Here is a 15,587-nt window from a genome sequence, read left to right as displayed (position 1 = left end):
CTCAGCGTTTGACCGACAGATCCGTCTGGGTCATGCGGCTACGGATAGTGAACACGCCATCTCCCGAAAGAATCGCGCTGCGGGCGAACAGGCGACCGCTCTCCCAGTTCGAAAGCCCCAGTTCCGGCTTGTTCAGCGCGTACTGTCCATCGACCCAGCGGGTAATCCCGTTGCCGACAAAAGGTGCGTTGACCGCATTGTAGAAGCGCTCATGCGCCGCGCCCTCTTCACTGATCAGCGACACGGTGAACTGCGGACTGTAGCGATTGAACAAGGCAATCGCGCTGTCCAGGTCATCAACGATTTTCAGGCTGACTTCCGGGGTTTCTTCCCACTCCCACTCGCGGCCCAACTGATCCTCGGCCAAGGGTTCGGCCAGCGCTTCGGTCTGGTAGCCTTCAGCGCGATACACCTCAACGCTGCCGGTTTGCCATTCAGTCGGCAACCACGACTCGCTGCCCTCGACGATGTGCAACTTGCAGCCCTGGCCCCGAGCGGTGCCGGCCTGTTGCAGTGCGTCGAGGAACAACGGCACCAGTTCAGCGGCGCGGTCGCGCTGGATCAGGCAGACGTTCAGGGTGTTGCAGACCTTGCGGTCCAGAGAATTGCGCACCACGGCGGCGAAGCGCTGGGCGTCAGCGTCTTTATCAGCAATCAGCCAGGCACCACCGGTGCCATGCAGGCTGACGGCGGTGCCGGCCTGCTGGGCGATGCTGCCCAATTGACTGACCGCACGACCCGAGCCACGGGCCACGGCCAGGGACAAGCGGCGGTCGGCGAACATCGCCCAACCGGCGGCGTGATTGACGCTTTCCACCAGCGACACCGCGCCGGTTGGCAAACCGGCATCGCTGAGGGCCGGGTTCAGTGCGTGAGTGACGATGGCCTGAGCGGTGCCCAGCGCATCACTGCCAATACGCAGCACGGCGGTGTTGCCGGTGCGCAACACACCAGCGGCGTCGGCGAACACATTCGGTCGGCCTTCGAACACAAACGCGACGATGCCCAGCGGCGACACGACTTGCTCGACCTTCCAGCCGTCGTGCTCGACGCAACTGATGACCTTGCCGCGAGTCGCCGACGCATCGCGCCAGGCACGCAGGCCGGCGATCATGTCGCGGCGCATGCGTTCATCGGCCAGCAAGCGCGTGGTGGAACGTCCGCGGGCCTTGGCGCGTTCGATGTCAGCCAGGTTCGCGGCCTCGATCAAGGCCCAGCAATCCGGGTTTTCCAAGCGCTGAGCGAAGAGATCGAAGAACGCGCTGATCGCCTGATCCGAAACGCTGGACAGCACGCTGAACGCCGCTTCGGCGCGCTCGATAGCGACCGCCGCCGCTTGCTGGTCAGCCACCGGAATCAGCAACAATTCGCCGCTGACCTGCTCCACCAGCAGATGGTCCCCGGGCTGAAAGCGCGCGGCCAGTTCGGGACTGACGACGGTGACACGATTACCGGCGAAAGGGATCGGCGTGCCAGCGACTAGACGTTCGAGCGCAAGAGACATGAAGCGGTTTCACCATGCAGGGGGCGGCTGGAAAATGTATAGGAAAATCCACGGAGCGTCATTAACCGCGCCAGCCTGAACGCCTCAGAACACCGACCAGCCAATCCGCTGGCTGAGCAATTCCAGAGCCGCCATCCCGGCCAGCGAGTTGCCGGCGGCGTTCAATTCCGGTGACCAGACGCACACCGTGAACTGCCCCGGCACCACCGCGACGATTCCGCCGCCGACGCCGCTTTTGCCCGGCAAACCGACACGATAGGCAAAGTTGCCGGCTTCGTCATACAGCCCGCTGGTGGCCATGATCGAGTTGACCTGCTGGGTCTGGCGCGCGGTGAGGATCTGTTCGCCGCTGTGTTTGCAGAACCCGTCGTTGGCCAGGAAGCAGAACGCCCGGGCCAGGTCCACGCAGTTCATGCGCACCGCGCAATGGCTGAAGTAGCTGCGCAGCACGGCCTCGACATCGTTGTGAAAGTTGCCGAAGGATTGCATCAGGTACGCCATGGCCGCGTTGCGCGCGCGGTGCTGGTATTCGGATTCGGCGACCTTGCCGTCCACCATGACCTGCGGGTTGCCGGACAGCCGACGGACAAAGTCGCGCATCGACAACGCCGGCGCGGCAAAGCGTGACTGGTTGATGTCGCAGATCACCAGGGCACCGGCGTTGATGAACGGATTGCGCGGGCGGCCGCGCTCGAACTCCAGCTGCACCAGCGAGTTGAACGGTTGACCGGAGGGTTCGTGACCGAGGCGTTCCCAGATCGCTTCGCCGGAATGATCGATGGCCTGTACCAGGCTGAACACCTTGGAAATACTCTGCACCGAGAACGGCGTATCGGCATCGCCCGCGCAATACAACTCGCCGTCGTTGCCATACACCGCAATGCCCAACTGATTGGCCGGCACCGTGCCGAGGGCGGGAATGTAGTCAGCCACCTTGCCCTGACCGATCAGCGGCCGGACAGCGTCAAGGATCTCGTTCAACAGCGCTTGCATGCCGGGTTCCGAAGTCTCGCCCCGTGGGATTGCGGGGACACGGAGGCTAGACGCTGTTGGCTGGCGCGAGGCCACAGATTGACCGACCACAATCTCAAAATCACCCATGCCCCCTGTGGGAGCGAGCCTGCTCGCGATAGCGGTGTGTCAGACACCATCAATGTCGACTGACCGTCAGCTATCGCTAGCAGGCTAGCTCCCACAGGGGAGGCACCGGCTCGAGGTTTTAGTGGCTATGTATCGCAGTGTGTACAGACCCGCCTGCGACACACCCCATCCATAAAACCCCGCACCAAAGACACATCGCAGATACACCCGCTTGATGAACTGTGCCTGTCGATCGGCCACGCCGATCAAAGCGCTCAACTCACTCAACGCTACGGAGTATCACCATGTTCAAGCTCTCGACTTCCTCCCTCACCCTCGGCCTGATCATCGCCGGCGGCCTGGCCCTGTCCAACGTCGCTTCGGCTTCCGAATCCGAAGCGTTCAGCATGAAGCAACTGGCCCACGGCTACAGCCAGGCCCAGGCCGACACCTCGGAAAAACCCGCTGAAGGCAAATGTGGCGAAGGCAAGTGCGGTGAAGGCAAGTGCGGTTCCGGCGAGTAATTCATTGCCGCGGGGCAGTTACTGCCCCGCACACCCGACTGAACGGAGATCAAGCTCATGAACACCTCAATTTCATCGGCCGTCAAAGGCCTGCACCTGAACCTCGACCGTGCCGGCAGCTGGCTCGCGCCTTTGACGCTGCGGCTGTTCATTGCCTGGGAATTTTTCGAGTCGGGCCTGGAAAAATGGAACGGCGAGAACTGGTTCGCCGACATCCAGGACGCCTTCCCGTTTCCGTTCAACCACGTGCCGGCCACGCTGAACTGGGAACTGTCGATGTGGGCTGAACTGATCTGCGCCCTGGCCATCCTGGTCGGCCTCGGAACACGGGTATCGGCCATCATTCTGATTGTTGTCACCATCGTCGCGACCGCCGCCGTTCACTGGCCGGCCGATTGGTCTACATTGAGTGAGCTTGCCCAGGGTTACTCCATCAGCAATAAGGGCCACGGCAACTTCAAACTGCCGCTGATCTACCTCGCCGCCCTTATGCCACTGTTGCTCTCGGGTGCCGGCAAGCTCAGCCTGGATGCACTGTTGGCTCGATTCTTCTGGCGTCGCCATAACCGTTGACCGACCAGAGCCCGGCGCGTCCTCCACTCCCATAAACACGGAGCATTCGCCATGAGCCTCACTCTCTACGGTTTTGACGGCAGTACGTATGTGCGCACAGTGAAGATGCTGCTTGCGGAAAAAGGTGCGGATTTCGACCAGTTGCAGGTCAATGTGATGAAAGGCGAACCGCACCTGCCCGAACACCTGGCACGCCATCCATTCGGCAAGGTGCCGGTCATCGATCACGACGGTTTCCGCATCATTGAAACCGACGCGATCGTGGCCTATCTGGACGAAGTCCTGCCGGGCCCTTCCCTGACGCCCGACAATGCCCACGACCGTGCCCGCACACATATGGTCATGGGAATTTACGATTCTTATGGCTACGGTGCACTAGGCTCGGTGTTCGGCTATCACTTGTTCCCCGACTTTATCGGCGGAAAGAACGAAGAATCCCGTCGCAAAGGCATCGAGACCTCGAAAATGGTCCTGCGTGAATTGATGAAAATCAAAGGCTCCGACCCCTTCGTCGCCGGCCAGGATCCGAGCCTCGGTGACTTTTACCTGGCACCGGCTTGTGCTTACATGGCAATGACCCCGGATGCACCGCAGGTGTTTGCCGTTAATGGCTTCGATGACTGGTGGAAACGGGTTCAGGCATTGCCGAGCTTTCAGGCCACACCACCGCAATAAGCTTTCCCCTCTCACTTGCGTAGACAGGAGCCACCATGAGCGTGACCACCCAATGGATCGAGATCGACAGCGACGAAGGCACCTTCGGCGCTTACCTGGCGATTCCGCATACCCGCAAAGGCCCGGGGATCGTGTTGATCCAGGAGATCTTCGGCGTGAATGAACACATCCGATCGGTCGCGGAGCAATACGCCGCCGATGGTTACCTGGTGATCGCGCCGGACCTGTTCTGGCGCAACGGCCACCGTATCGAGCTGACTTACGACGAAGCCGGCTGGAAACGCGCCGTCGAACTGATGAACGCCACCGACATCGACAAGGCACAGGCCGACATCAAACTGGCCATCGACGCGCTGGATGCGCAACCTGGCCTGGAAGGCGGGATCGCGTCCATCGGTTACTGCTTTGGCGGCTTGCTGTCCTACTTGACCGCCACCAATGGCCTGGTGGATGTGGCCATCGCCTACTACGGCGGCGGCATCCAGAATTATCTGGACCGCGCCGATGAAATCGAGGTGCCGTTGCTGATGCACTTCGGTGAACAGGACAGCCACATTTCCCTGGAAGCCGTGGAGAAAATCGCCGAGCGTTTCGAAAATAACGACAACGTGGAAATTGTCGTTTATCCGGAGGCCGAGCATGGTTTCAACTGCTCGCATCGCGACAGTTACAACCAGCGTGCGGCGGCTGAGGCTCATGGCAATACGTTGATCTTTTTGGGGCAGGAGTTGTAAAGACAAGTCCCTTTTTTTGTTTGCGCCTGTGATGGCCTCTTCGCGGGCAAGCCTCGCTCCTACAGGTCATGCGCCCATTTTGATGTGGCGTATGACCTGTAGGAGCGAGGCTTGCCCGCGAAGGGGGCGGCGCGGTCTCAAGCCAATCAGCGGCTGATCTCTTCCACAGAATCAATCACCGCCACCTGCAGATGAGCACCCCGCTCATGCACATGCGCCGCTGGCGTGCGGTCGATCAGCAGACTCAGCAACTCCGGACGGCTGTAGTGACCGCGAGAATCCATCATGCGTTTGCGCTTGTCGATCAGGCTCATGTCGAGGTCGACGATCACCTCGCCCTCGCCTTCCTGCAGGGAACCCAGCACCACGCCGTCCGGGCTGATGATCGCCGTGAAGCAACCACCGGAAATCGGGCCGATCGGGCAACCGGTGTCGGCCATGATTTGTGCCTGCTGCTCAGGGTTGAGCCACGCCGTGGAGTTGACCACGAAACACGCTGCTTCGAGGGCATGCTGACGAATGTTGACTTCCATTTGCGACGCAAACAGCGGACCAGCAAACGACCCCGGGTACATCGAGGCGTGAATCTGCTCGCCGTCGGCCATCAAGGCGTAACGGGCCAGCGGGTTGTAATGCTCCCAGCACGCCAGTTGGCCGATGCGCCCGACTACGCTGTCGGTGGCACGCAGGCCCGAGCCATCGCCCATGCCCCAGATCATCCGTTCGTGATAAGTCGGTGAGATTTTTCGGCGATGCTGGATCAGCGTGCCATCGGCATCGAACAGCAACTGCGCGTTGTACAGCGTGCCACCGTCCCGTTCATTGACGCCGATAGACACGACCATGCCGGCCTGTTTCGCGGCGGCGCCGATGGCATCGGTGGCATCAGAAGGCACCGTGACGGCCTGATCCAGCAGCTTCAAGTGCTCGGCGCCCATTTCGAACGGCGACTGCACGAAGGAAAAGTACGGGTAGTACGGCACGATGGTTTCCGGGAACACGGCGAACTGAACGCCTTGGTCGCCGAGTTCCAGAATCTTCTGCACGACTTTATTGACGGTGCCTTCGCGGCTGTAGAGCACCGGGCTGATTTGTACGGCGGCGGCTTTGACGAGGGTCATGGCGGTGATCTCATTGGGGTTGGACTTCAACGAGATCTAGATTACGGCAATCATATTTTGTCTCAAATGCCGAATACACCACCTTTTAGGACACAACTAACGTCACGCGCGATGGGCGCGCTGGATTACCTGCGGCGGCTGCCCGAACGCACGGATAAACGCCCGACGCATGCGCTCGCGATCACCAAAACCGGTGTCGGCGGCCACCACATCGATCGAGTGCCGGCCGGTTTCCATCATCAGCCGGGCCGCTTCCACCCGCAGGTTTTCGATGGCTTTGGCCGGGGACTGGCCGGTTTCAGCCTGGAACACCCGACTGAACTGCCGTGGGCTGAGATTGGCGGCGCTGGCCAGCTCTTCGACCGACAGCGCGGATTTGAGATTGTGTTTGGCGTAGGTCAGCGCGGCCTGGATGCGGTCGGTTTTGGGCTCAAGTTCCAGCATCACCGAAAACTGCGACTGCCCTCCCGCCCGTCGGTGATACACCACCAGTTGCCGGGCCACCCGCCGTGCGACGTCCGCGCCCAAATCCTTTTCCACCAGGGCCAAAGCCAGGTCGACGCAAGCGCTCATGCCCGCGGCAGTCCAGATGTGGCCGTCGTTGATGAAGATGCGGTCTTCTTCGACCTTCACTTTCGGATACGCCCGCTGCAAGGCCGGCGCATGACACCAGTGAGTCGTCGCCCGCCGACCATCCAGCAAACCGGCCTCCGCCAGCGCAATCGCGCCGGTGCAGATAGAACCCAGACGTCGAGTGGTCAGGCTGGCATTGCGCAAAAACTCGACCATGCCCGGTGATGTCGGGCGGATCAGGTTGTCGCCCATCACCAGCAGCGTATCGAACATCCGCTGGTCGAATGCGCTGGTTTCCACGCCGAATCCGGCAGAGGTTTTCACCGTGCCGCCGTGCTCGGAAAGTAACGCGATGCTGTACACCGGCTCGTCGGCCGCCATGTTGGCCAACTCGAAGGTGGCACACATGGCGAGGCCCAGCACCTGGAAGCCGGGGTAAACGATGAGTCCGATGGTGTGCATGGCGGCTGTCCGATTACGTGGCATGACGGGTTTCAAGCCATCGTAGTAAAACCCCACGCCCTCCAAAATGGAATCAGCCGTAGATCAAAAAAGCAGATGGCTGTCGGCCTACTTCGCCGACCCATCATGCGGTTTGTAAAACCGGAACATCTTGGTCTCAAAGGTTTTGGTGTACGACCTGGACCAGTCCGGTTTCACCGTGCGGTCATGAAAATACATCGCGCCGCGGGTGCGGTCAGGCAGTTGTTTGTTCAACGCCTTGCGCGCGATTTCCTTGGCGAGGGCATATTGGGTTTCTTCCTGGACCGTGTCCGGTTTCCCATCGCACCACCACGAAAACTGGCAGCTTTTGGTTTCGGAACCTTGCTTGACCACCGCGCACACCGTGTCGGGAAAACCTTCGTGGCCGAGGCGATTCATGACCACGTTGGCGACCGCTTCCATGTCGGCCGTGTTTTTGCCTTTGGCTTCCCAATAGATGGAGCGGGCCATGCAGGTAATCGCATCGTCCAGCGGGGACTTGCCGGTGGGATCGACGGCCTGGACTTCGGACTGGGTAATCGCTTCGGATTTCGGTACGGGCAGATCGCCGCCCTTCTCTGCTGCTTTGTGCTCAAGCACTTGGGCCTTGTCTTCGGCCACTTCTTTTTTCTGCTGCTGGTCGTCGGCAATAACCTGGCCTGCGACAAGGGTAACCACAAGAATCACAACGGACCATTTGAAGGACATGATGGAGACACTCTGTGTGGCGTCGAGGGAAGCGCCCGTCTGGCGACTTGGCTTCAGTGTAGTAGCCAAATCATGTCAAACGCTGGCAACAAAGCACAAAAAGGCATTGCGCGGCATGGGGTGGAATCGCGCATCATGGGCGCAGTCAATTCAAGGGAGAATTCCATGCGCGTCCTGTCATCCGCTGTGCGTTTTGCCGTGTTGCCGCTGGGGTTGGTATTCGCCGCCACTGCCGTGGCCACCGAAGAAACGCAACTGGTCGAGTCGATCAACGCTTACCGCAGCCAGGCGCAAAAGTGTGCCGGTCAGGCGTCACAGGAATTGCCACCGCTGACGAGCGATCAGCGTCTGGTTTTATCGGCCAGCGGGCCCGTCGACTTGCAGCAAGCCATGGCCCGGGCGTCGTACCCGATGGTCAACGTGCAGGCGATCACCTTGTCCGGGCCGCGTGATGCGCAGTCCGCCATCACGGCGATCAAGGAGAGTTTCTGCCAAGTGGTGCTGGACTCGCAGTTCGTCGACGTCGGTGTCAGCCACGAGGGACGCGACTGGCGCATTGTGCTCGCGCGCCCCCTATTGACCGCACGCCTGGGCGACGCCGCGGTTGAAGGCCAGAAGCTCCTGGAAATGCTCAACGCCGCCCGCACCCAGCCGCGCCAGTGCGGCGGTCAACCGTTCGCCGCAACCACGCCGCTGGCCTGGAACGCAACGCTGGCGACTGCGGCCCAGGAACATTCCCGGTCGATGGCCAATAACAATTTCTTCGACCACAAGGACCGCGACGGCCGCACGCCGGGTGACCGCGCGGAACTGGCGGGTTACAACTTTCAGGAGATCGGCGAGAACATCGCTGCCGGGCAAGACACCCCGCGCAAGGTCGTCGATGGCTGGCTGGCCAGCGCCGGGCATTGCGCCAACCTGATGAACCCGAAGTTCCGCGAACTGGGCGCGGCCTATGCGGTTGATCCAAAGAGTGACGCCGGGATTTATTGGACCGCCATGTTCGGTACGCAATAACGGCGGTGGCAAGAGCGGTGGTTCACCGCTCTTACAACGTATGTTGTTGGTTACCGATGTCTTTGGCTTTTTCGATTGCCCATTCCAACGCCGCCTCCATGTCCAGCATATGGGGGGACGGGCGATTGTCCTCTTCAATGACCGAGCCGTCCGGCCGGTAGACTCCGATGAACATCTTCAGGGAGCCGTCTTTCAATATTTCGGCTTTCACCTCGATCCTGCATCCGTTGGAAAGCGTTTCCTTGTGTTCCTCATGGCGTTCAGTCATCGCTGTCTCCCTCTCGTCGGTAGTAGCCGAGTAACGGGGCACGCGGAGATAACCCCCTTTGTGCAAGCCGCTTCACCGCGTTGATCGTGATCTCCTCATTGTTGACGACTTCGGTAAAACCCGCACGCCGAATCTTGTTCAAGTCAACATTCTGTAGCAGCTGTCGAGCAGCGCGAGGCTGCGTCTACCGTCTAACAGAGAGAACTCGGTTGCAGGGTTTGCGACGGCTTTGCCGCCGAACGCTGCCTCGCGGAGCTCGACAGCTGCTACATCGGTTGCGCGTTGCGGGATGGGTGGCGAGAAGCCTGATGTTGCGGCGGGACAGCGGCGTAATGCCACCTATACTCCATGCCACCAACCCCGCCCGGGGCCTGCACTACCAACAATAAAAAGCAGAGGTGGAACATGGTCTGGCAGCAAATCTACGATCCCTTTGGTAACCCGGTGCTCTCAACCCTCATGGCGGCAGTGCCCGTGGTGGTGATGCTGGCATCCCTGGCGTTTTTTCATATCAAGGCGCATCTGGCGGCCTTGCTGGCTCTTGGCTCGGCGCTATTGATCGCCATTTTCGCCTTCGGCATGCCCGCGGACATGGCCGGCTCGGCGGCACTTTATGGGGCCGCCAACGGCTTGCTGCCGATTGGCTGGATTGTGCTCAACATCATCTTCCTGCATAGGCTGACCACCGAGAACGGCTCGTTCAAAGTGCTGCAGGATTCCCTGGCGCGCATCACCGACGATCGACGCCTGCAACTGCTGCTGATTGCCTTCTGCTTCGGCGCCTTCTTCGAAGGGGCTGCCGGGTTCGGCACGCCAGTGGCGGTGACCGGGGCGATTCTGATCGGGTTGGGCTTCTCGCCGCTGGCCGCCTCCGGCCTGGCGTTGATCGCCAACACCGCGCCCGTGGCGTTCGGCGCGCTGGGCACGCCCATCATCACGCTGGCCAAGGTCACCGGGCTGGATGAAATGGAGCTGTCGATGATGGTCGGCCGACAATTGCCGTTCTTCTCGGTGCTCGTACCGTTCTGGTTGATCTGGGCCTTTGCCGGCTGGCGCAAGATGCTTGAAATCTGGCCGGCCATTCTGGTGGCCGGGGTCAGTTTCGCCGTGCCGCAGTTCCTGGTGTCCAACTACCACGGGCCGATGCTGGTGGACGTGATCGCCGCGCTGATCTCCATGGCGTGCCTGACCGGTTTTCTCAAGGTCTGGAAACCGGCCACGATCCACACCTCCGCCGCCCTGTCCGGGCGCGTCGACAACTCGAAAATCGACGAGGAGCATCAGCAAAAGCCCGAGTCCAGCGGGGCCTTTGCCAGCGATGCGAAACCGGCGGTGATGCGCGCGTGGATGCCGTGGATCATTCTCACCGTGTTCGTGTTCGCCTGGGGCACCCAAAGCTTCAAAAACATGTTCGATACCCGTCCGGCGATCGATCCGGCCACCAACTCGGCCAAGCTCGATCCACAAGGTAAACCGATGCGCGAAGCCAACCCGATCTTCGCCCCGGTCGTGACCTTCACCACCATTCACCAGCAGATCGAGAAGGTGCCACCCGTAGTGCCCGCGGCTAAAACCGAGGAAGCGGTCTACAAGTTCACCTGGTTGACCAGCACCGGAAGCGGCATCCTCCTGGCGGCCATCGTCGGCGGCCTGCTGATGGGCTATTCCATCCCGCAACTGGCACGCCAATACCTGCGAACGCTGTGGGTGGTGCGTTACTCACTCATCACGATCGTGGCCATGCTCGCGCTCGGCTTCCTCACCCGCTACTCGGGCCTCGACGCGACCATGGGCCTGGCCTTCGCCGCGACCGGCATTTTCTACCCCATGTTCGGCACCCTCCTCGGCTGGCTCGGTGTGGCGTTGACCGGCTCCGACACCGCCTCCAACGTGCTGTTCGGCGGCTTGCAACGAGTGACCGCCGAGCAACTGGGGATCAGTCCCGTGCTGATGGCCGCGGCCAACAGTTCCGGCGGGGTCATGGGCAAAATGGTTGACGCGCAGTCGATCGTGGTCGCGTCCACGGCGACTCGCTGGTACGGGCATGAAGGGGAGATTCTGCGTTATGTGTTCTTCCACTCGATTGTGCTGGCGATTCTGGTCGGTGGATTGGTGACGTTGCAGGCGTATGTGGCGCCGTTCAGCAGCATGGTGGTGGGCGGGCACTAAACGTCAAACGGTCCATAACCCGGGCGAGTTGCCCGGGTTATGGCTTGCAACGCCGGATCAAGTCAGACGGCCCCCCGACATCAACCCCTCCGTCAGCAATGACACCAACGGCTGCACCAGATGCTGAGTGCGAACATCATCGCCAATCACCGCCACTTCAGTGCTGGGTAAAGTTGGTAACTTTTCCGACGGTTCCAGGATCCGCATCCCTTCCTGCAAAAACGACGTCCCCAACGCCGTAATCCCCAACCCACCCGCAACCGCCGCCTGAACACCCATCAAATTGCTGGCCAGGCACGCTGACGCCCATTCACGCCCAACCGTAGCCAAGGCCTCGATCATGATGGCCCGATACGCACAGGGTGGCCGCATCATCACCAGTCGCACAGGTTTCGACGATTCGATTTGGTAATCCTTCGCGGCAATCCACACCAACGGCTCGCGCCAGATGACTCGGCCTCGCGTGGCGCCCGAACTGAATTTTCGTTTGGAAATGACCACGTCCAGTAGCCCGGCTTCGTAATCGGTGAGCAGGTCGTCGCTCAAGCCGGTGGTCAGTTCCAGTTGAATGTCGGGATACAACTGGGTGAAGCGCGACAGCAGTTTGGGCAACTGGGTCGGTACGAGGTTTTCCGAGATTCCCAGGCGCAGCAGGGTGACGGTGGCCGGCGCCTTGATGTCCCGCATGAAGGTGTCGAAATGCACCATCATCCGGCGCGCGCCTACCAGCAGGCGCTCGCCGTCCGGGGTCAGCGTCAGCGCGCGGCTGGTGCGTTCGAAGACACGAAAGCCGAGCACCTCCTCCAGCCGGATGATCTTCTGGCTCACCGCCGATTGCGACCGCGCGATCACCTCGGCAGCGGCGGTGAAACTGCCGGTCTCCGCCACTGCGATAAACGCCCGTAGCAGGCCAATCTCAAGGTCGCTGCCTTGCATGATGAATTCGCCTTTCAACTGGATGTCATTAAATTTATGCGTTTGTATTCTAGATAGCAATTGCCGAACATCGTACTCAACCTGAATACGAGGAGTTCCAAAATGTCAGTCAATACAGCCGTAGAGATCGTTGAACGTTTCTGGCGCGAAGTCTGGCAAGCCAAAGATCCACACGCCGCGGCGCGCTTTGTGGCCGAAGACTTTGTCATCACATCTGGCGGTATGGATATCGTTGGCCGCGTAGCCTTCATTCAATGGATCGGTGTCTTTCTGTCGAAGATCGAAGACTTCGAATTCGGCAGTATCGAGACGTTTCAAAATGCCGAAGGCACTCGCGTTGCCTCACGCTGGAAACTGGTCGGAAAGAACCAGGGCTTTATTGGTGGCCGCTCGTGTAACAGCCCGTTTGAAATGCTCGGCACTGCGGTCTGGGAAGTTCGCCCGGACGGCCTGCTGGCGCACAACTGGGTGGAGCGTAATGCGCTGGAAGTTCATCGTGATTTGATCGGGCTCTGAACTTCAACGCGTTAAGTGCCCACTGCATAGTTTCGCCCCGTGGTTGAACTGAAATGGCACCGACGACGTTCTTCATATTGTTTCTGCAGATCCTCACGCCCCCACACGGTGCGCGACCACCTGGAGTTGTGATGGATTTCAGCATTCGGGGCTCTACATTCCGGTAGAGAACTCTGGCGGGTGTTCGATTGCAGATCGTAGGGTGAGTAAGGCTGCATCGTATCGACATAGTATTTGCAGCACCCAGTCGGCACGTGCCCGAATGCGACTATCATTTTCATCTGAAGGCTCTTCGCTGTTTAACATCGACTCTACGTTTCTAATGATGAGTTGTTCAGGCAAATACAAGATCCGGCTATTTTTGTAGCTCGATGCACGTAACTCAGCAATTGGATATGCCCCGCCAAGCCCAGCCGAAACGCCCACCAAGAGCGCAGGCTTATGTCCAATTTCATTGAGCCCTGCGTACAAAAAGAAGTTTTTCAGGGCTGGGCAAGCCATGCCATTCCACTCAGGGCTGATCACGATCAGTGCAGTTGCTCTTTTGAGGATGGATTGCTGGGCGTTCCAGACTCTGTCGGTGTCTTCTTCTGGCCAAAGCGGTAACCGATGAGAAGCCAGGTCTATCAATTCACTTGAGTCACAAAGCTCAAGTTTCTCTAATCGATCGCGCAGAAACCTGGCGACCTTGACTGATTGACTATTTGATCTGTTCGATCCAGACAGCAAAACGATATGACGACTCATCGCGCCACCTTCTGGTTAGCGTTTACCTTGGGTGCGGTACGGCGGGAGCGCACGATGGGCCAGAACAATTCTTCTTTCCAGCTTATCGGTGACAAGTGTTCGATTCCGTAGGCTGGCGGACGCCGACGGGTAATTTTTGCTGTTCCGAACAGTACGTCCCAAAGAAATAACAGGTTGCCGAAATTGCCTTTGTAATGCGTAACGCCATCCTCTGCAGTCAAACCGTGATGCGCAGAGTGAGTGGATGGTGTGGAGAAGGTTCGCTCTAAAACCCAAATAATTGGGCGTAACGCGGGGATGCGATAAAGTTTGTCATCCCACGCGATGCTGCTATGTGCAGCGAAGATCACGGTCATTTTCAGAATCAAATAAACATAATAAACAGGAGCAAGCCCAAGATAAATCAGCACGCCGGACAACCAGATGCCGGGCATCAGAAGATAGTAGAAACTGTTATTGCGATAGACGATGCGAACACTCATGTAAGGCGCGGAATGATGCGCACGATGCAATGCATAAAGTGCAGGAACCCGGTGAGTCAGACGATGCCACCAATATTGGGTCATGTCATCCAGCAGTAAAAACAATACAAATCCTGCCATCCACGGAATTCCGGCCAACGCGTCCTTCATGTCCGGTACAGCCTGATTTAACATCTTGCCACTTAGCCACATGACTAAAGGGAATGTGACCGCCACCAGTATTCCAGAACCGACGACTTCAATGAGTACGTCTCGTTTGCCGCCTGACGACTGACGAAACGAGGAACAGGCAAGCTCTAGCAAAATGAAGGCAAGGAAAATCCCGGCCACTATCACAGCAGGGTTATTGGCGAGCATTGTTATATTCATGGCACTCTCGATTTAGGCCCTTGTGGGCAATGCCTTGTCATTAGAAACTCAGGAGTCAGCCTTCCCAATGCGCGAAATGGACAGAATTGAGCTAGAACCGGCCAATCGCCCGCCCCAGCGCTTTCATCGTGGCAGGCTGGGCCAAGTGCTGGAGCGCTTCCTTGACAGCCAGGTTTCCCGAAAAAGCACGGATTACAGCCTGATCGAGCTGGATCAGCTTTGGCGCGAGGCGGCGCGCATTGATCCGGCTATCGGGTTAAAACTGTTCGCGCTGTTCACGCCTCAGGACTGGCACGTCCTGGCTTATCTTTGCCTGTATAGCCCCGACGTTTTGTCGTCCATGCACCTTTGGGCCCGGTACGCACCGCTTGCATCGGACACAGACATAGTGAAGTTGGTGAATGATGAAAATGGCGTCGGGATCGAGGTTGGCGTCGATGCACCAGGAGAGTTGGCGCGGTATGTCATCGAACACTACGGCGTGATGTCCATCGCGCAATTACGACGTGGAACGGGGCAGGATGTGCAGCCGACTCTGGCAAAATTCATTCATTCGCGTCCGCCGTATTACAAGCAATACACCCAGTGGTTTGGAGACCGTATCGAGTTTGACTGCCCGGTGAACTGCTTCTATTTCCATGCTCAAAGCTTGAGCCTGCCGATGCAGACCCGTCATCACGGGATGTTGGAGTTATTGACTCAGGAGCTAGATCGACGAATTGCCGCGCATCGCAATTTCAGCGGTTGGTCAGCCAAGGTTGCCGAAGGTGCGCGACGTTCTCTGGCGAGGGGTGAAACTCCTAACCTGGAAAATCTGGCAAAGGCGCTGCACCAGACGCCCAGGACTCTACGCAGACGCCTGGAAGAGCAAGGCACAACCTTCAGACAATTACTCGATCAGATTCGTGCAGAACTGGAACTGCATCTTGAGTTGCAAGGAGAGTCGTTAACGGAGATTGCAGCTCAATTGGGCTACAGCGATTTGACTGCCTATCTGCATGCCCGAAGTCGATGGCGTGACAGGAAATAAGGTGGCGGCCTAATTAGCGATGTTTATTCACTTGGTGCCAGCTTCCCACACCAGGTGAATCCTCAGTCAAGCCAGAAC

Annotated in this window: 17 protein-coding genes; 8 read left to right on the top strand and 9 right to left on the bottom strand. The window is 59.0% G+C overall.

Annotated features, from left to right (window positions below; all coding sequences use genetic code 11):
* Position 1 precedes the first annotated feature (1 nt).
* Positions 2-1,504 carry an aldehyde dehydrogenase family protein gene (locus ACA060_RS11445; RefSeq protein ID WP_497317299.1) on the bottom strand — a complete coding sequence of 501 codons (1,503 nt, stop codon included), beginning with the start codon at positions 1,502-1,504 and terminating at the stop codon, positions 2-4.
* An 84-nt stretch (positions 1,505-1,588) separates the two neighbouring features.
* Positions 1,589-2,497, bottom strand: a complete 909-nt coding sequence (glsB, locus tag ACA060_RS11440; protein WP_010459549.1) for a glutaminase B — start codon at positions 2,495-2,497, stop codon at positions 1,589-1,591.
* Between the two features lie 392 nt (positions 2,498-2,889).
* On the opposite strand from glsB, the gene ACA060_RS11435 reads away from it, so the two are divergent.
* The 4 genes from ACA060_RS11435 to ACA060_RS11420 are packed head-to-tail and all read left to right on the top strand — an operon-like array spanning position 2,890 to position 5,090.
* Complete coding sequence (locus tag ACA060_RS11435) at positions 2,890-3,108, top strand: HvfA family oxazolone/thioamide-modified RiPP metallophore (RefSeq protein WP_497317297.1); 219 nt, start codon at positions 2,890-2,892, stop codon at positions 3,106-3,108.
* Positions 3,109-3,165: 57 nt separating this feature from the next.
* Positions 3,166-3,681 carry an HvfX family Cu-binding RiPP maturation protein gene (locus tag ACA060_RS11430; RefSeq protein ID WP_109629779.1) on the top strand — a complete coding sequence of 172 codons (516 nt, stop codon included), beginning with the start codon at positions 3,166-3,168 and terminating at the stop codon, positions 3,679-3,681.
* A 51-nt stretch (positions 3,682-3,732) separates the two neighbouring features.
* Positions 3,733-4,356 carry a glutathione S-transferase family protein gene (locus ACA060_RS11425; RefSeq protein WP_109629777.1) on the top strand — a complete coding sequence of 208 codons (624 nt, stop codon included), beginning with the start codon at positions 3,733-3,735 and terminating at the stop codon, positions 4,354-4,356.
* Between the two features lie 35 nt (positions 4,357-4,391).
* Positions 4,392-5,090: a dienelactone hydrolase family protein gene (locus tag ACA060_RS11420; protein ID WP_109629774.1), complete on the top strand. Its 699-nt coding sequence runs from the start codon at positions 4,392-4,394 to the stop codon at positions 5,088-5,090.
* A 146-nt stretch (positions 5,091-5,236) separates the two neighbouring features.
* Here the strand turns inward: ACA060_RS11420 and ACA060_RS11415 are convergent, their stop codons facing one another.
* The 3 genes from ACA060_RS11415 to ACA060_RS11405 all read right to left on the bottom strand — a co-directional run bounded on the left by ACA060_RS11415 (position 5,237) and on the right by ACA060_RS11405 (position 7,975).
* A complete protein-coding gene (locus ACA060_RS11415; RefSeq protein WP_497317294.1) occupies positions 5,237-6,211 on the bottom strand; it encodes a nitrilase-related carbon-nitrogen hydrolase in 975 nt (324 codons plus the stop codon).
* 102 nt (positions 6,212-6,313) lie between these two features.
* The gene (locus ACA060_RS11410) at positions 6,314-7,246 is read right to left on the bottom strand and encodes a GlxA family transcriptional regulator (protein ID WP_497317292.1); all 933 of its coding nucleotides are present in this window, start codon (positions 7,244-7,246) and stop codon (positions 6,314-6,316) included.
* A 108-nt stretch (positions 7,247-7,354) separates the two neighbouring features.
* A complete protein-coding gene (locus ACA060_RS11405) occupies positions 7,355-7,975 on the bottom strand; it encodes a cell wall hydrolase (protein WP_497317290.1) in 621 nt (206 codons plus the stop codon).
* 165 nt (positions 7,976-8,140) lie between these two features.
* On the opposite strand from ACA060_RS11405, the gene ACA060_RS11400 reads away from it, so the two are divergent.
* Positions 8,141-8,992, top strand: a complete 852-nt coding sequence (locus ACA060_RS11400) for a CAP domain-containing protein (RefSeq protein ID WP_109629762.1) — start codon at positions 8,141-8,143, stop codon at positions 8,990-8,992.
* 31 nt (positions 8,993-9,023) lie between these two features.
* Here the strand turns inward: ACA060_RS11400 and ACA060_RS11395 are convergent, their stop codons facing one another.
* Positions 9,024-9,260, bottom strand: a complete 237-nt coding sequence (locus ACA060_RS11395) for a hypothetical protein (RefSeq protein ID WP_109629760.1) — start codon at positions 9,258-9,260, stop codon at positions 9,024-9,026.
* Between the two features lie 405 nt (positions 9,261-9,665).
* Here ACA060_RS11395 and ACA060_RS11390 point away from each other — a divergent pair, with 405 nt between their 5' ends.
* A complete protein-coding gene (locus ACA060_RS11390; RefSeq protein WP_497317288.1) occupies positions 9,666-11,429 on the top strand; it encodes an L-lactate permease in 1,764 nt (587 codons plus the stop codon).
* 57 nt (positions 11,430-11,486) lie between these two features.
* Here the strand turns inward: ACA060_RS11390 and ACA060_RS11385 are convergent, their stop codons facing one another.
* Positions 11,487-12,365 carry a LysR substrate-binding domain-containing protein gene (locus ACA060_RS11385; protein WP_497317286.1) on the bottom strand — a complete coding sequence of 293 codons (879 nt, stop codon included), beginning with the start codon at positions 12,363-12,365 and terminating at the stop codon, positions 11,487-11,489.
* A gap of 102 nt (positions 12,366-12,467) precedes the next feature.
* Here ACA060_RS11385 and ACA060_RS11380 point away from each other — a divergent pair, with 102 nt between their 5' ends.
* The gene (locus tag ACA060_RS11380; RefSeq protein WP_497317284.1) at positions 12,468-12,881 is read left to right on the top strand and encodes an ester cyclase; all 414 of its coding nucleotides are present in this window, start codon (positions 12,468-12,470) and stop codon (positions 12,879-12,881) included.
* 153 nt (positions 12,882-13,034) lie between these two features.
* On the opposite strand, the gene ACA060_RS11375 is transcribed toward ACA060_RS11380, so the two are convergent.
* The gene (locus ACA060_RS11375; RefSeq protein WP_497317282.1) at positions 13,035-13,628 is read right to left on the bottom strand and encodes an NADPH-dependent FMN reductase; all 594 of its coding nucleotides are present in this window, start codon (positions 13,626-13,628) and stop codon (positions 13,035-13,037) included.
* Complete coding sequence (locus ACA060_RS11370) at positions 13,625-14,479, bottom strand: sterol desaturase family protein (RefSeq protein ID WP_497317280.1); 855 nt, start codon at positions 14,477-14,479, stop codon at positions 13,625-13,627. The genes ACA060_RS11375 and ACA060_RS11370 overlap by 4 nt, the downstream gene beginning before the upstream one ends.
* A 67-nt stretch (positions 14,480-14,546) precedes the next feature.
* Between ACA060_RS11370 and ACA060_RS11365 the strand changes: the two genes are divergently transcribed.
* On the top strand, positions 14,547-15,509 hold the full coding sequence (locus ACA060_RS11365) for an AraC family transcriptional regulator ligand-binding domain-containing protein (protein WP_497317278.1): 963 nt from the start codon (positions 14,547-14,549) through the stop codon (positions 15,507-15,509).
* The last annotated feature ends 78 nt before the right edge of the window (positions 15,510-15,587 follow it).

Source organism: Pseudomonas sp. LBUM1671 (assembly GCF_059695685.1).
Note: the sequence above shows the minus strand (reverse complement) of the source record. Positions and strands in the feature narration are given on the sequence as shown.

Bases quoted from the DNA above. Each gene is read 5' to 3' on its own strand.
- ACA060_RS11390 (WP_497317288.1), top strand. From the start codon at position 9,666: ATGGTCTGGCAGCAAATCTACGATCCCTTTGGTAACCCGGTGCTCTCA.
- glsB (WP_010459549.1), bottom strand. From the start codon at position 2,497: ATGCAAGCGCTGTTGAACGAGATCCTTGACGCTGTCCGGCCGCTGATC.
- ACA060_RS11435 (WP_497317297.1), top strand. From the start codon at position 2,890: ATGTTCAAGCTCTCGACTTCCTCCCTCACCCTCGGCCTGATCATCGCC.
- ACA060_RS11410 (WP_497317292.1), bottom strand. From the start codon at position 7,246: ATGCACACCATCGGACTCATCGTTTACCCCGGCTTCCAGGTGCTGGGC.
- ACA060_RS11380 (WP_497317284.1), top strand. From the start codon at position 12,468: ATGTCAGTCAATACAGCCGTAGAGATCGTTGAACGTTTCTGGCGCGAA.
- ACA060_RS11425 (WP_109629777.1), top strand. From the start codon at position 3,733: ATGAGCCTCACTCTCTACGGTTTTGACGGCAGTACGTATGTGCGCACA.
- ACA060_RS11420 (WP_109629774.1), top strand. From the start codon at position 4,392: ATGAGCGTGACCACCCAATGGATCGAGATCGACAGCGACGAAGGCACC.
- ACA060_RS11385 (WP_497317286.1), bottom strand. From the start codon at position 12,365: ATGCAAGGCAGCGACCTTGAGATTGGCCTGCTACGGGCGTTTATCGCA.
- ACA060_RS11375 (WP_497317282.1), bottom strand. From the start codon at position 13,628: ATGAGTCGTCATATCGTTTTGCTGTCTGGATCGAACAGATCAAATAGT.
- ACA060_RS11395 (WP_109629760.1), bottom strand. From the start codon at position 9,260: ATGACTGAACGCCATGAGGAACACAAGGAAACGCTTTCCAACGGATGC.
- ACA060_RS11415 (WP_497317294.1), bottom strand. From the start codon at position 6,211: ATGACCCTCGTCAAAGCCGCCGCCGTACAAATCAGCCCGGTGCTCTAC.
- ACA060_RS11400 (WP_109629762.1), top strand. From the start codon at position 8,141: ATGCGCGTCCTGTCATCCGCTGTGCGTTTTGCCGTGTTGCCGCTGGGG.
- ACA060_RS11370 (WP_497317280.1), bottom strand. From the start codon at position 14,479: ATGAATATAACAATGCTCGCCAATAACCCTGCTGTGATAGTGGCCGGG.
- ACA060_RS11405 (WP_497317290.1), bottom strand. From the start codon at position 7,975: ATGTCCTTCAAATGGTCCGTTGTGATTCTTGTGGTTACCCTTGTCGCA.
- ACA060_RS11430 (WP_109629779.1), top strand. From the start codon at position 3,166: ATGAACACCTCAATTTCATCGGCCGTCAAAGGCCTGCACCTGAACCTC.
- ACA060_RS11365 (WP_497317278.1), top strand. From the start codon at position 14,547: ATGCGCGAAATGGACAGAATTGAGCTAGAACCGGCCAATCGCCCGCCC.
- ACA060_RS11445 (WP_497317299.1), bottom strand. From the start codon at position 1,504: ATGTCTCTTGCGCTCGAACGTCTAGTCGCTGGCACGCCGATCCCTTTC.